The organism is Pedobacter sp. AC464 (assembly GCF_979253075.1).
Map to the genome: position 1 here is coordinate 1,513,663 of NZ_CEEDBV010000002.1, position 14,425 is coordinate 1,528,087.

10 protein-coding genes are annotated in these 14,425 nt (G+C 40.3%); all 10 read right to left on the reverse strand.

Annotated elements, in window-relative coordinates:
* Positions 1–38: 38 nt before the first annotated feature.
* Entirely contained in the window at positions 39–1,664 is a 1,626-nt protein-coding gene (locus tag AC0IWT_RS17470) for an NADP-dependent glyceraldehyde-3-phosphate dehydrogenase (protein ID WP_471798128.1), read from the reverse strand.
* A 97-nt stretch (positions 1,665–1,761) separates the two neighbouring features.
* Positions 1,762–3,201 carry an MFS transporter gene (locus AC0IWT_RS17475; protein WP_471798129.1) on the reverse strand — a complete coding sequence of 480 codons (1,440 nt, stop codon included), beginning with the start codon at positions 3,199–3,201 and terminating at the stop codon, positions 1,762–1,764.
* 19 nt (positions 3,202–3,220) lie between these two features.
* Positions 3,221–3,883 carry a bifunctional 4-hydroxy-2-oxoglutarate aldolase/2-dehydro-3-deoxy-phosphogluconate aldolase gene (locus AC0IWT_RS17480; protein WP_200940375.1) on the reverse strand — a complete coding sequence of 221 codons (663 nt, stop codon included), beginning with the start codon at positions 3,881–3,883 and terminating at the stop codon, positions 3,221–3,223.
* On the reverse strand, positions 3,880–4,929 hold the full coding sequence (locus AC0IWT_RS17485) for a PfkB family carbohydrate kinase (protein WP_471798130.1): 1,050 nt from the start codon (positions 4,927–4,929) through the stop codon (positions 3,880–3,882). The genes AC0IWT_RS17480 and AC0IWT_RS17485 overlap by 4 nt, the downstream gene beginning before the upstream one ends.
* Positions 4,930–5,042: 113 nt before the next feature.
* On the reverse strand, positions 5,043–6,443 hold the full coding sequence (gene uxaC / locus AC0IWT_RS17490) for a glucuronate isomerase (RefSeq protein ID WP_471798131.1): 1,401 nt from the start codon (positions 6,441–6,443) through the stop codon (positions 5,043–5,045).
* A gap of 116 nt (positions 6,444–6,559) precedes the next feature.
* Positions 6,560–8,206 (reverse strand): UxaA family hydrolase, encoded by a 1,647-nt coding sequence (locus AC0IWT_RS17495; RefSeq protein ID WP_471798132.1) that lies wholly within the window; start codon positions 8,204–8,206, stop codon positions 6,560–6,562.
* A gap of 2 nt (positions 8,207–8,208) precedes the next feature.
* Entirely contained in the window at positions 8,209–9,720 is a 1,512-nt protein-coding gene (locus tag AC0IWT_RS17500; protein ID WP_471798133.1) for a tagaturonate reductase, read from the reverse strand.
* Positions 9,721–9,752: 32 nt separating this feature from the next.
* A complete protein-coding gene (gene pelA / locus AC0IWT_RS17505) occupies positions 9,753–10,769 on the reverse strand; it encodes a pectate lyase (protein ID WP_471798134.1) in 1,017 nt (338 codons plus the stop codon).
* A gap of 1 nt (position 10,770) precedes the next feature.
* Positions 10,771–12,705 (reverse strand): glycoside hydrolase family 88 protein, encoded by a 1,935-nt coding sequence (locus AC0IWT_RS17510; RefSeq protein WP_471798135.1) that lies wholly within the window; start codon positions 12,703–12,705, stop codon positions 10,771–10,773.
* Position 12,706: 1 nt separating this feature from the next.
* Positions 12,707–14,377, reverse strand: coding sequence for a glycoside hydrolase family 28 protein (locus tag AC0IWT_RS17515; RefSeq protein WP_471798136.1), 1,671 nt, complete (start codon positions 14,375–14,377; stop codon positions 12,707–12,709).
* Positions 14,378–14,425 lie beyond the last annotated feature (48 nt).

Here is a 14,425-nt window from a genome sequence, read left to right on the forward strand (position 1 = left end):
CCATTTGGTTATATTAGTCGAAATGCCTATAAATTCTGCTAAAAAATATACTTTGTACTTAAAAAATTCGAATCATTGTCGCCAACAATTTCATTTAATAACTTTTTGTTGTTATCGGTAAGCTTGGTAGCAACGAGCGAACGTATGGAGAATGAACGCAATGCATCAACAACCGAGAGTGTGCCTTCTGCACTATCTTTTCTGCCTGTAAATGGAAAAACATCCGGGCCACGCTGGCATTGGCAATTAATATTAACGCGACTAACCTGATTAACCAAGGGATCAATTAGCGATGATATCACTGCAGCGTTGTTACTAAAAATACTAACCTGCTGGCCGTGTGGCGAACCAATCAGGTACTCAATAGGCTCTTCGAGGTCATCAAATGGAACAACCGGAATAACAGGGCCGAATTGCTCTTCACGATATAATTTCATATTGGCATTTACCGGGTACATAATTGCTGGATAAACAAATGTTTCAAGCGTTTCGCCTCCGTTTTTATTCACCACCTTAGCCCCGTGAGCAATTGCATCGTCAATGCATTCTTTCAGATATTCGGGTTTATTTAGTTCAGGTAGCGGCGTTAAAGCCACACCTTTTTCCCAGGGCATACCAAATTTCAATTTTTCCACTTCTGCCGACAAGCGTTTCAAAAATTCCTGCGCCAAACTACGGTGAACGTAGACGATCTTAATCGCGGTACAACGTTGTCCGTTGAAAGAAAGCGAGCCTAAAACCGTTTCAGAAACTGCTAAATCTAAGTCTGCGTCTTTAGTTATAATGGCTGCATTTTTGGCGTCTAAACCCAAAATGGCTCGCAGGCGATTTACTTTCGGGTGCAACTTTTTAAGCTCATTAGCAACTTTACTCGAACCTATTAACGTTAGCACATTAATTTTTCCCGATTTCATTAAACCTGGCACAATGATGTTTCCGCGGCCGTAAATCGTATTTACAACCCCTTTTGGAAAGCTCGAACGAAATGCCTCTAAAAGCGGATAATGCAATAAAGTGCCGTGTTTAGGTGGTTTGAAAAGGAGCGTGTTGCCCATTATCAAAGCCGGAATTAACGTTGTAAATGTTTCGTTTAATGGATAGTTGAAAGGGCCCATGCAAAGTACCACGCCAAGCGGAGAACGGCGAACCTGCGCAACAATTCCCTGCTCAATTTCGAATCGTGATGATTGCCTGTCGATGTCTTTCAAAGCATCAATTGTTGCATAAATGTATTCAACTGTACGATCAAATTCTTTGATGGAATCGGTATAAGACTTACCTATTTCCCACATAATTAATTTAGCAACAATATCTTTTTGCGCTATCATTTTATGCGTAAAATTCTCCACACAGCTAATGCGGTCGGCCACACTCATGGTCGGCCATTGTCCGCGGCCATTATCATAAGCTTCAACGGCTGCATCCAGCGCTTCAGTAGATTCTTTTTCGGTGCACACCGGAAAACTCCCAATGCGTTTTCGTTTCAATCCATCAGCGGTTTTAACGCATACCGGAGAAAATACTTCATTAAAAGGACCACTCCAGGTTTTCATTTCGCCGTTAGAAAGAAATTCTTTTTGATTAATTTCTTCCTTGAGCCTGAATTCATCCGGAATCTGGCTTTCATCAACGAAAATATTTTCGAGATTTAAAGTTGTGCTCAATTTGGTTTGTTTTTAGGGTTTATAATTATTTAATCTATAGTTTAAGTATAGATTTTAGTTGCTTCTTAAACGGAACCTTTGTGTTCCGTTTGGGTAATTATTTTAGTTCGATAACTTTATATTTGGGTACAAGTGTTTTCATTACGCTCCACCCAATCAGATAGCAAACGGCACATATAGAAAAGATGATAAAATAGCCCGCCTCTTCGCCTTTGAAACCCATGAAAACTATTTTGTTTTTACCGGTATAATCAAATAATAATCCCGAACCTTTGTTGATGATGAAAGAGCCTAAGCCGCCCGCCATACCGCCTATTCCGGTAATGGTGGCAATTGCCTTTTTAGGAAACATATCGCCAACCGTTGAAAATATATTTGCCGACCAGGCCTGGTGTGCTGCGCCTGCAATGCCGATGATAATCACAGGAATCCAATATGTTATGTGGCCGAGGGGTTGAGCCGCTAAAGCCAACAGCGGGAAAAAAGCAAAAATAAGCATTGCCCGCATCCGGCCCTCATAAGGGTTCATGCCTCTCTTTTCAACAAAATATGTTGGTAGCCAGCCGCCTATAATGGATAACAAAGTAATCATGTAAAGCACAAACAGTGGGAATGCACTTTGGGTAGAATCCATCCCATAAACTGATTTTAGGTAAGCTGGTGTCCAAAATAAAAAAAACCACCAAACACCATCGGTCATAAATTTACCGAAAGCAAAAGCCCAGGTTTGTTTGTATTTAAAGCAATCGATAAATGATACTTTTTCTTTCGTTTCTTCTACATAGTCAACAAGTTTTCTGTCATTAATTACATCTTGCTGAATGTAAGCTAACTCTTCGGCGCTAACTCGTTTGTGTAACTCGGGCTTGTTGTAAACGAATACCCAAAGGCCCATCCAAACAAAACCTAATGCACCAATAATTATGAAAGACATTTCCCAGCCATACGCTTTTGCTATAAATGGAATTGTAATGGGTGCCGCCAGTGCACCAACGGTTGCGCCGGCGTTGAAAATACTGGTGGCAAATGCCCTATCTTTTTTCGGGAAATATTCTGCAGTTGCTTTTATGGCTGCCGGGAAATTCCCTGCCTCGCCAACGGCTAAAACAAAACGTGCAAAGATGAATAAGGTAACACTTACCGAAACAACCATTCCGGTATCATTTATTCCTGCAATTATTTCTTTAGCGCCTTCGAAACTAACAAGCCAGTGGCCAGAGATTACACCAGATGTGGCAATGCCGCAAAATGCATGTAAACAAGCACCAACAGACCACACCCCAATTGCCCAAAGGAAACCTTTTTTTGTATCCAGCTTATCTACAAGTCTACCTGCGAAAAGCATAGATATTGCGTAGAAAATAGAAAATAAGGCTGTAATATTTCCGTAGTCGTTATTATCCCAGTGGAATTCAGGTTTGATAAAATCTGTCCAGGTTAATGAAAGAACTTGTCTGTCCAGGTAATTAATTGTGGTAGCAAGAAACAGCAGTAAACATATTGTCCATCTGTATTTGCCTATCTTTGGTTGGTTCATTTGGTTAGGTGTTTTTCTTTTACTTATTCTGCTGAATTAACTCAAGCGCCAGTTTTGTATTCTCGTGCAGTTCATCGTAAAGGCCTTTTGCCATAACATCTTTGCTGATGAGTTTGCTACCCATTCCAACCGCACAAACGCCCGCTTTAAACCAGGTTTTAAGGTTATCAGCATTTATTTCTACACCACCGGTCGGCATAAAAAGTTGTCCGGCAAACAAATCTTTGATAGAAGAAATAAATTCGGGACCTAAAATATTTGCCGGAAATATTTTAATCAGCATCGCTTTATGTTCCTGGGCAACACTAATTTCTGTTGGCGTCATACAGCCTGGAATCCATAGCATACCAATTTTATTGGCAATTTCTGCTACAGCAGGATTTACAATTGGCGCAACGATAAAATCTGTTCCGGCTTCAATAAATGCATTTGCATCTGCAGGCGTTTTTATCGTGCCAATACCCAAGTATAAATCTGGCATTTCCGCATCGCGAATTTCTTTCAGCTTTTTAAAATTGGGCAAAGCAGATTTTCCTCTGTTTGTGTATTCGAAAACACGAATGCCGGCCTTATACAACGTACGAAGGATTTCGACACTGCCTGCTTCGCTATCCTGATAGAAAAGAGGCAACATGCCCTGTTCCAAAATCGCGTCTAAAATTTTATGCTTATTGGTTATCATCTTATTATTCTATTTTCTATATCGGCAACTGTGCTTGTTGTTGCATCACTTGGAATATACAGTTTGTCGTAAGCGGCTGCGGTTGCAAAGTTCAAGGTATCTGCCTCACTTAAATCGTTGTAAAAGCCATAAATTAAACCGGCCATAAAACAATCTCCGCTTCCAACTTTATCTAAAATCTCATCAGATACATATTCTGGTGAAACTGTTAATTGCTCATTTGTGTAAAGCGCCGTATAATATCTGATGCCCTTGCCATTGTCGAACCTGAATGTATTTGCAACAGCTTTGCAGGCGCTAAACAAACTTAATATTTCTTTGGATGTATCTTCTGCCTGTTGCAGTAACGTTTCCTTTTCATAACCTTCAGCAGGTTTTAAATCGTCGTGTAGTTCGGTTCCTAACATTTTGTTAGCTGCCCATACGTTGCCCATAATCAGCGTACAATATTTGGCGAGTTCAGGCAAAATTTCATTCGGCTCTTTACCATATTTCCAAAGCTTTGCCCGATAATTTAAATCCAGGGAAATTGTAATGTTTTTTGCGCTCGCAACTTTTAATGCTTCCAAACAAACATCAGCAACCGCCTGGTTAATTGCAGGACAAATGGCGCTGAAATGAAACCAGCTTACACCTTCAAATAACTCATCCCAGTTTATCTGGCCAACTTTTAAACTGGCGAATGATGAATTTGCCCTATCGTAAATTACACCGGCGTTTTTTAAATCTTTTCCTTTCGGCAAATAGTATAGCCCCAAACGTTCGCCACCATAAACCATGGGTTTAGTATCTACATTTTTTTTATTCAGGTAGTCGGCAATTTCTTCGGTAACCGAATTTTGCGGCATGGACGATAAATATGCAGAAGGAACGTTCCACAGCGCTAAAGCTGTAGCAACATTTAACTCGGCACCGCCAACATAAAATGGCAACTTATTTTCTTTTAACCAATGGCCATCCATATCCGGACAAATACGCAAAAGAATTTCTCCGAAGCTTAAAACTTTTTTTCCTTTTTTTAATGAAGATGATATTTGGTTGCTCATTTATTGTGATTACCCGGCCGGTTTTTAATGTTTTTTTCGCTTTCCCAAAATATTAAGGAAAACGATTGAAATGAATTGAATCCTCTTTTTTAAGCTGAAAAGCCTGTTTTCAGCTAGAATTTAAAGTAATTTTTTGCGTTAAAATACGAAATATCCTGCACTATTTTGCCAATCCACTCTAAGTCGTTTGGTAATTCGCCCCGCTCAACATCTTCGCCAAAAAGGTTACAAACTATTCTTCTGAAATACTCATGTCGCGGAAATGAAAGAAAACTTCTCGAATCGGTAAGCATGCCAACAAGTCGGCTCAAAAGTCCCATATTCGATAATGCGTTCAGTTGTTTTATCATGCCATCTTTTTGATCCAAAAACCACCAGGCAGAACCAAACTGAACTTTCCCTGCGATGGAACCATCGTTGAAATTTCCAATCATGGTTGCAATTAATTCATTATCTGCCGGATTTAAATTGTAGATAATTGTTTTCGCAAGTTTATCCTGATTGTCCAACCTGTTCAAAAACTTAGAAAGCATTCTTGCCTGACTGAAATCGCCAATAGAATCCCAGCCTGTATCGGGGCCTAATTGCCTTAGCATGCGGGCGTTGTTATTGCGTAACGCACCCAAATGATATTGTTGTACCCAGCCTTTTTCGTGGTCCCACTCGGCAAAATAGATTAACATTGCCGATTTAAACTTTAAGTTCTCCTCGTAAGAAATACCTTTTTTACTACGAATTTTCTCAAAGATTGAGGTAATTTCAGCATCTGTATAATCTTCTGCATAGATTTGTTCCAAACCATGGTCAGATACTGAACATCCGTTTTCGGCAAAGTAATCGTGCCGGCTTTTCAGTGCATCAAGATAATCCTGAAAACCTGTGATCGTTTTATCGGCAACGGTTTCCAGTTTATCAATGTATTCATTTAAACCTTCAAGGTCGTCGCTGTTCATTGCTTTATCAGGGCGGAAAGCAGGCAACATTTTAAGGTTTGCACCTTCCCTTGCAAGTTGTTGATGGAAGTTTAAGCTATCCAGCGGATCATCGGTCGTACAAACCGCCTCAACGTTCATTTTTGCCAACAGCCCACGAACCGAATATTCTGCAGTTTGCAATTTTGAAGAACACTCATCATAAATTTTTTGCGCCGTTTTACCGGAAAGCAAATCGGTGATTCCGAAATATCTTTGTAACTCTAAATGTGTCCAATGATATAAGGGGTTGCGTAAGGTGTAAGGAACCGTTTCAGCCCACTTTTCAAATTTTTCATAATCAGAACCAATTCCGGTAATAAATTTCTCGTCGACACCGTTTGCCCGCATTGCCCTCCATTTGTAATGGTCGCCGTATAACCAAACCTGACTGATGTTTGAAAACTGAACGTTGTTTGCAATTTGTTCAGGAATCAGATGATTATGGTAATCAATAATCGGCATCGACTTTGCAAAGTTATGGTAAAGCTTTTGCGCTGTTTTAGTTTCCAGAAGGAAGTTCTCGTCTAAAAAAGGTTTCATTTAAAGGAATGTTATTCAAGATATTGCGCCGTAATTTCAACCAATTATCTTTTTGCTCTGTTAAATATTATTTTATTTATTAACCATTTGTTTCATCATATTTAATAACGAAACGGCTATAAACTTACACCACGTTTCCATGGAATAAAGTCATCTTGATTTAGCAGTACTGCTTTCGGAATTACTTCTCCGCTCGCAGCTTTAATGCAATATTCAAGAATATCTTCACCCATTTGTTCAATCGTTTTTAAGCCTTCGATAACCGGTCCGCAGTTGATATCGATAATGTCGCCCATACGTTTTGTAAGCGCATTATTTGTTGATACCTTTATTGTTGGGCAAACCGGATTGCCGGTGGGCGTACCTAAACCGGTAGTAAATAAGATTAAAGTTGCTCCTGATGCTGCTTTCCCGGTTGTTGCTTCAACATCGTTTCCTGGTGTACAAACCAGGTTCAGGCCGGGTTTAGTTGCCGGTTCTGTATAGTCCAAAACGTCTTCAACCGGCGATGTACCACCTTTTTTTGCCGCACCGGTACTTTTAATCGCATCGGTAATCAAGCCATCTTTTATGTTTCCCGGCGATGGATTCATGAAAAAACCAGAGCCGACATTTTCTGCAGCCTGATTATAAGCGGTCATGAGTTGAATAAACTTACGAGCCGCCGTTTCATCTTTGGTTCTGTCGATTAGCTGTTGCTCCGCTCCACAAAGTTCCGGGAATTCGGCAAGTAAAACCGTTCCGCCGAGGGCAACCAGTAAATCGGAAGTGTAACCAACAGCCGGATTTGCACTGATGCCACTAAAGCCATCACTACCACCACATTTAACACCTAAAACTAGTTTGCTAAGTGGCGCAGGCTGGCGCTCAATCTCATTAATTTCGGTTAAACCGATAAAAGTTTTTCTTATCGCTTCCTTAACCAATTGTTCTTCGCTTTGCGATTGCTGCTGTTCGAAAATGAATAATGGTTTATCGAAGTTCGGGCTGCGCTGTTTCAAGTCATTCACAAAATCCTGAACCTGTAAATTCTGGCAACCTAAGCTTAAAACCGTAACGCCGGCAACATTTGGATGATCGGCATAAGCGGCCAGCAGTTTACTTAATACAGCCGCATCCTGGCGTGTGCCACCGCAACCGCCCTGGTGATTCAGAAACTTTATGCCGTCAACATTTTTGAAAACGCGGTTTGCAGCAGGGTTTGGCAGGCCAAGAGAACCGGGATCGGCTTCCTGTAAGCTTTCGCCGTTCTTGTAAGCATCAACTAACTGATGCGTGTAAGATTTGTATTTATCGGTAACGGCGTAACCCAATTCGTTGTGTAAAGCCTCCCGAATTACATCAAGATTGCGGTTTTCGCAAAAAACAGTTGGGATAAATAACCAGTAATTAGCTGTTCCTACGCGGCCATCGCTGCGGTGGTAGCCATTGAAAGTACGGCCCTCAAACTTTGAAACATCTGGAGCATGCCATTCGTAGTGATATGGGCGAAACTCAAAGGGATCTGATGCATGTTTAGTATTTTCAGTGTCCATTAAGCCACCCTTTAAGATGAAGTGCTGCGCTTTTCCAACCAAAACACCATACATCATAATCGGGTCGCCAGGATTCATATCCTGCATAAAAAACTTATGCTTTGCGTGAATGTCATCCTGCAAGGTATATTCGTGTCCATCGTAAATCACCGTTTCGCCCTTTGCTAAATCTTGCAGGGCAACCAAAACGTTATCATTAGGATGAATTTTTAAAATTCTTGTTACCATTTTTAAATTGTTCTTTCTAAATGCAAGTTACTCAATGTTTCGATTGCACCTGTATTTTGTAATAAATCAACGTAATTTTTTATTGCTTGGTTAAAGCCGGGATAGTTGTTCAAGTTCTTATCCCATAAACGTCGGTCTCCTAAAATATTATCGATTGCAGTTTCCGGGTTTTGCCAGTAATTGTACAAAATCTCTGCAAATTCATCCTGAACGGGATAGGTTTTTCCGCTTACATTGGCAACGTATTCTTCACCATCTTTTGTGGTATTCATAAAGATGATGTATGCTGCCAAACCTAATGCAATAAGTGGTGGTACCTCATTTTTCTGACTATAATATTTCCTGATTAAAGGCATATTACGCATTTGCATTTTCGAGGTGAAATTTAATGTTATAGCCTGCCACTGGTGCTCGAGGAAGGGATTACTGAAACGATCTATCACGCTAGAGGCAAACTCAACAGCATCCTGATAAGTGATGTCGTCGTTTTCTAACGAATGGGCAATCTCCTGGCGCATTAAGTTAGAAACATAGGTGGCAAAAACGTCGTTCGCCATGGCCTCTTTTACCGTATTAAACCCCGATAAAATTGCCAAACCGCAACTTAAAGTATGCGTTCCATTAAGTAGACGAAGTTTAAGTTCTTTAAATTTATTTATGGAAGGCACGATGAAGATTCCTTTATCAGCCTGCTCAAAAGACAAAATATTTTTAACTTTCGGGTTAGCAGATTCAATTGCCCATAGCCTGAAAGGTTCGGCCATGATCATTAATTCATCTGTATAGCCCAAGTCAGATTCTATTTTTTTCTGTTCATCAGCAGGAAGCTTTCCCGGAACAATTCTATCTACCAGGGTTTTACAGAAATGATTTGCGGTTTTTAGCCACTGCTCGAAATCCCAGCTTAGTTTGTTTTGTACAGAAAGCTTTAACAAAATTTCTTTTAATTTATCGGCATTGTCACTAATCAACTCTGTTGGCACGATAACCATTCCGCTTTCTTCAGAACCATTAAAAGCCTGATATCTTTCATGTAAAAAAGCAAGTAATTTACCAGGATAGGATTGAGGTGGTGCGTCAGTTATTTTGTCTTCGCTCATAACAATACCAACTTCTGTGGTATTTGAAATTACCACCTTCATCTCCGGGTTGTGCGCTGCCTTTAAAATTTCGTCCCAATCCTGCGAAGCAGATAAAACGCGGCTTATTGAAGAGTTAATTGTGTTTTCTTCTACGTTTGCGCCATCTTCTATTCCTTTTACGCAAAGGGTGTAAAGGTTATCTTGTTTAGAAAAGGCATCTGCGCCACCTCTTGAAGTTGATTTTACCACCAAAACACGACCGTTGAAAATGCCTTTTCTATTGGCTTTATCGATGAAATAATCTGGTAAACCCCGAAGTAAAACGCCTGTACCAAACTGAATTACTTTTTCTGGCAATTCTAAAAGTTCTGCCGAAGGAATATTTACATTTTTCCCGTTGATGTTTTTTAAATTTTCTTTGCTTAAAATCATGTTCTTAAGATTTCGCCGATGGCGAGTTAAACCTATTTCATTCCGTTGGATGCCAACCACTTCGGATAGTCTTTTTCTATTAATTTTTGTGCCCAGTTGCCGTACCAGCCGTAGCCATTTCTGCGTTCAGGGCTCAATTCTTCGAGTTTCAACTTTACTGTGTTATCGCGGTCGCCGAAAATTGGTATGTTTTTATTTAGATCATAAAAACGTGCCCAAACTACCGCACCATTATCCGCAATTAAGCCCGAGCCTGTTTTTTCTCTATCGAAACGATACCCAACAATTTTATATTCCGTAAACCATTTTAAAGCGCTGGTAATAGAATTTTTAATTTCCGTTGACGGGTTTTTGAATCGCATTAAAAAACGTACAATGCTTACCGATTCGCTGGTACTCAAAGATGCTGGTTCAAAGGCTCTTGCTTTTGCAGGTAACATGGTGTCTTTGTCATACTGGGCCGCCCAAATGGTTGGGTTTCCATTTTGCTTCACCTGCGTTTTTAAGATGCAACTCAGCCCCTTACTTACCGCATTTTTAGCCTTTTCGATGTAAGCAGGGTTTACATTTTCAAAATCGTTACTCTGTGTTACAATGTCTTGCAAAATGTTTAAAACGTTAATCATTGCATCATCGTTGTAGGTAATTTCAGAGCGATAAAGTGCTTTATCTGGATAATATTGTGGCCAGCCGCCATTCGCATATTGTGCCTCCAGAATAAAATCCAAGCCTTTTTCGGCAGCCTTCAGATAATTTTTATTTTGTGTTTTTTTGTACGCTTTTACCAGGTAAACCACTTCTCTACTGGTTGCTTTATTATCAAAAGTGGCGTGTAATACAGTTGTATTTTTTATCTTCTCTTTAAGTTCTGGCGTTAAAGGCGAATCGTAATTTACCACGCTTTTATCTTCCAGCTGTTTAGGCCAGCCACCATTGTTTAACTGGTAAACCAGCATTTTATCGGCGGTAGAATCAGCAGGTAATTGCGCTCGGCAAGACATCAGCAACATGTGGCACGCCACGCACAAGAAAAGCTTTAAGTTCTTCATTCTATTTCTTTGTTGCCGGTACTTGTTTAACTAACCAGTTCACCAAATCGTTAGTGGCTTTGAAGTTTTCGAGGTCTTTTGGTAATTTTCTGCCGTCGATGTACTCATTGTAAAACCAAGGGTCGCCTATTGCGAAAACAGTTCCTTTTCCGTATTTTGCTGTCGCGATAATTACATCGCCTTTATCTGTAAGCGCAGAAACTGCCGGCGTTTTGGCTACGATTGTGGAAATCTCTTTGATGTATACTTTCCTGGCCGTTTTAAAAATTCCATTGCCCGAAGGAATGTTAACAGCGCCCTGTTCGAAGTTTGAGCCCTGAACTTTATTGCGGCTGTCTTCGTTAAAATGAATGCCAAAAGTTTCAGGCAGCACATTAAATTTTGCGATTTCACAGTTGCCAACGTCATTCAGCAAAAGCACTAAAACACCCCCCGCTTTTACCCATTCGCTAATTTGCTTTGCATGGGCAGCATCCATATAGTTCGGTTTTGCAGTCTCCTTTTCAGTATCCGGATCAACAATAATATAAATATTTGATCCCTTTAAATTCGCAGTTGTTGGTGCAGATGCAAGGGTTGCAGTTTTAACACCGGCATCATTAAATACCTTACCAAAAAGTGAGAATCCGTTGTTGTCGTCCTCGTTCCACAGGTAATGAAATGGAATTTTCTCGCCTGTTGGCCCGGTCATGTATTCGTTATTGAAAAAATTATCTACCGTTACGGTGTAACCTTTGCCGGGTTTAGGTAGTGCGGCGATTTCCATTTCGCTCGCAGCACAGATAAATGCTCCAACACCTTTTGGGTCGTTTGTAATCACTTTTTCGCTTATGTAATACTCGAAGCTGCCATCGCGATATTTCGGTTTACCGCCCAGGCCCGAAACTGATACTGTTTTCGTTAGGTTTACCCTATCAGCGCCTGCAGATTCTATAAACTCTTTTTTCAAACCCGCATATCCCTTACTCGCTGCGGTGGAGAAGGACTGTGGCAAATAGCCTTTGCGAACTCCTTTCGCAAAGCCATAAACAAACATGCTCGATGCAGAGGATTCAAGGTAGTTGCCTTTTCTGGCGGGCATGTCTAAAATGTCGTACCAAACACCGGATTTTGCATCCTGATACTTTAACGCCGCGGTAGCTGTACGGTTTAAAATGGCAACCAATTCTTTATATTTTGGGTGAGTCTTTGGAAAATTGTCGAGCACATCAACCAGAGCCATTATATACCAACCCATTGCCCTGCCCCAAAAATTAGGAGATTTTCCGCTTGTTTTATCAGCCCACTTTTCTAGTCTGCTTTCATCATACCCGTGATAAAGTAAACCTGTTTTCGCATCTCGCGAATTTTTTTCCATCAGGATAAACTGGTTCGCAATGTCATCAAATGAAGCGTCTTTTTTCATGAGTGCAGCATATTCCGCATAAAACGGTTCGGCCATGTACAAGCCATCCAGCCACATCTGGTTTGGATAGATTTTCTTATGCCAGAAGCCGCCTTCTTTTGTTCGTGGCTGGTTTTGAAGCTGATTGTATAATGTTGTTGCCGCAGTTAAATATTTCTGTTGTCCGGTAACTTTATAGAGCAATAATAAAGAACGTCCGTTCTTAACATTGTCGATATTAAAATCTTCAGCCTTGTACGTTCTTATCGCTCCCGCCTTATCAACATAGGCATCCATCGAGCTTTGAATGTACTTAAAGTAATCACCATTACCGGTGTTGCGCCATATCTGTGCTGCGCCTTCCAAAACCACGCCCATATCGTAGCTCCATTTTGGCCCTTTAGCATCTTTTAGTACCATGGTATCCTGAAACAAGGTTTCCATGGCAGTTAAAGTAAGCTGCTCTGATAATTTTTTTTGCGCAAAAGTGCTGTTTGCTAATAGCGCTAAAACCGCGATGGTAAATAAATTATTTAAGCTTAATTTTTTCATTTTATTTAGAAATTTCTAATGCTGTCTTATTTGCTTCTTCGCTAAAAGCTGATGTTTTTTTTGCCTTTGAAACATCGGTTCCACTAACTTTTACACCCTTCGTTTTTTCTCCGGTGATGTTAAATAAAAGTTCAGTGCCATTTTTATATTGAAGCCCGTTAATATTAATATTTGCGCCGTTCTGTATCCGGACAATTGGATTAGTATTGTCGGTAATAACATTAACATTTTTAAGGAAAATATCAGATGCTTCAATAATTTCAATCCCTTTTTTAGCCTTGATGGTTACGTTTTCCAAATGAATGTTTTTGATGTTCATTTCCGGGAGGCCTCTTACGAAAATTGCTTTTTCAGCGCCGTTTGCTACCACATCTTTTATGTAGAAATTTCTGAATTGTGGCGTTGCTTCGGTAACCGGAACCATTACCGTTTTAATGGCTTCGCGTTTCTCACCTGCCAAAGGAACCGGATCTTGCGCCGCATAATACATGTCGAACAAGATTGCTTCACCAGGAATATCAATCATATTTATATTGTTTACATAAATATTTTCTACTACGCCACCCCGGCCGCGGGTTGTTTTAAAACGTAGGCCGATATCCGTTCCAATGAAAGAGCAATCGTAAACCCAGATATTTTTTGCGCCACCACTCATTTCGCTGCCAATTACAAAGCCCCCGTGTGCATGGTAAACTACGTTATTTCTTATGATCACGTTTTCAGTCGGCATTCCACGCTTTCTACCAGATTCATCTCTGCCCGACTTGATGCAAATGCCATCATCGCCAACATCAAAAGTACTGCCTTCAATTAGCACATTCTTGCAGGATTCAACATCAACTCCGTCGCCATTTTGGGCAAACCAGGGATTTTTTACCTGAAGGTTTCTCAGTGTTAAATCTTCGCACATTAATGGATGCAGGTTCCAAGCGGGCGAATTTTGAAAAGTAACACCTTCCAGAAGAATTCTTTTGCAACTTGTTAGTACGAGCAGGTTGGGACGTAGAAAATCTTTAATATCTTCATAATCTGCAGCGGTTTTACCGGGAACAATTACACCTGCATTTTTTGTTTTAGAACCTTTAACAGTTTTTTGAGATGGGTACCAGAGCTTCCCATCCTCGCTAACCGAACCGCCCGAAGCAACTAATTTCTGCCACTGTGTTTCTGTTAGTTTATCTTTTTTAACCATGCGCCATGCGCCGCCATTACCATCAATTATGCCGGTGCCCGTAATTGCGATATTAACCAGATTTGTTCCTGATATAGGGCTTTGATTACGCCAGGCTGGCTGGCCTTCCCAATTGCCTTCGATTAATTTATATTGATTAAAATCGTCAGTAAATTGAAGAATTGCATCGCGTTTTAAGTGCAGGTTTACATTACTTTTTAATTCGATTGGACCCGTTAACCATAAACCTGAAGGAATTAAAACAACGCCGCCGCCTTTTTGGCTTACCGTAGCAATTGCCTTATTAATGTTAGCCGTATTTAACGTTAAGCCGTCGCCTTTGGCTCCGAATGCAGTAATGCTTGTTGTGTCTTTTTTAAAATTAACTTGCTGAATAACCGGGATTGCTTGTTTCTGGGCAAAAACAACAGGCGTAGCCATTAAATTTAAGCCAACTAAAACTGAAAATACAAAATAGATTTTTCCTTTAAAAAGATTCATGTTTTGCTTCGTTAAATTATACTTGGTTATTATTAAAACAAGTGTACG

Coding starts and splice junctions, on each gene's coding strand:
- AC0IWT_RS17475 (WP_471798129.1), bottom strand. CDS start 3,201: ATGAACCAACCAAAGATAGGCAAATACAGATGGACAATATGTTTACTG.
- AC0IWT_RS17480 (WP_200940375.1), bottom strand. CDS start 3,883: ATGATAACCAATAAGCATAAAATTTTAGACGCGATTTTGGAACAGGGC.
- AC0IWT_RS17485 (WP_471798130.1), bottom strand. CDS start 4,929: ATGAGCAACCAAATATCATCTTCATTAAAAAAAGGAAAAAAAGTTTTA.
- uxaC (WP_471798131.1), bottom strand. CDS start 6,443: ATGAAACCTTTTTTAGACGAGAACTTCCTTCTGGAAACTAAAACAGCG.
- AC0IWT_RS17495 (WP_471798132.1), bottom strand. CDS start 8,206: ATGGTAACAAGAATTTTAAAAATTCATCCTAATGATAACGTTTTGGTT.
- AC0IWT_RS17500 (WP_471798133.1), bottom strand. CDS start 9,720: ATGATTTTAAGCAAAGAAAATTTAAAAAACATCAACGGGAAAAATGTA.
- pelA (WP_471798134.1), bottom strand. CDS start 10,769: ATGAAGAACTTAAAGCTTTTCTTGTGCGTGGCGTGCCACATGTTGCTG.
- AC0IWT_RS17510 (WP_471798135.1), bottom strand. CDS start 12,705: ATGAAAAAATTAAGCTTAAATAATTTATTTACCATCGCGGTTTTAGCG.
- AC0IWT_RS17515 (WP_471798136.1), bottom strand. CDS start 14,377: ATGAATCTTTTTAAAGGAAAAATCTATTTTGTATTTTCAGTTTTAGTT.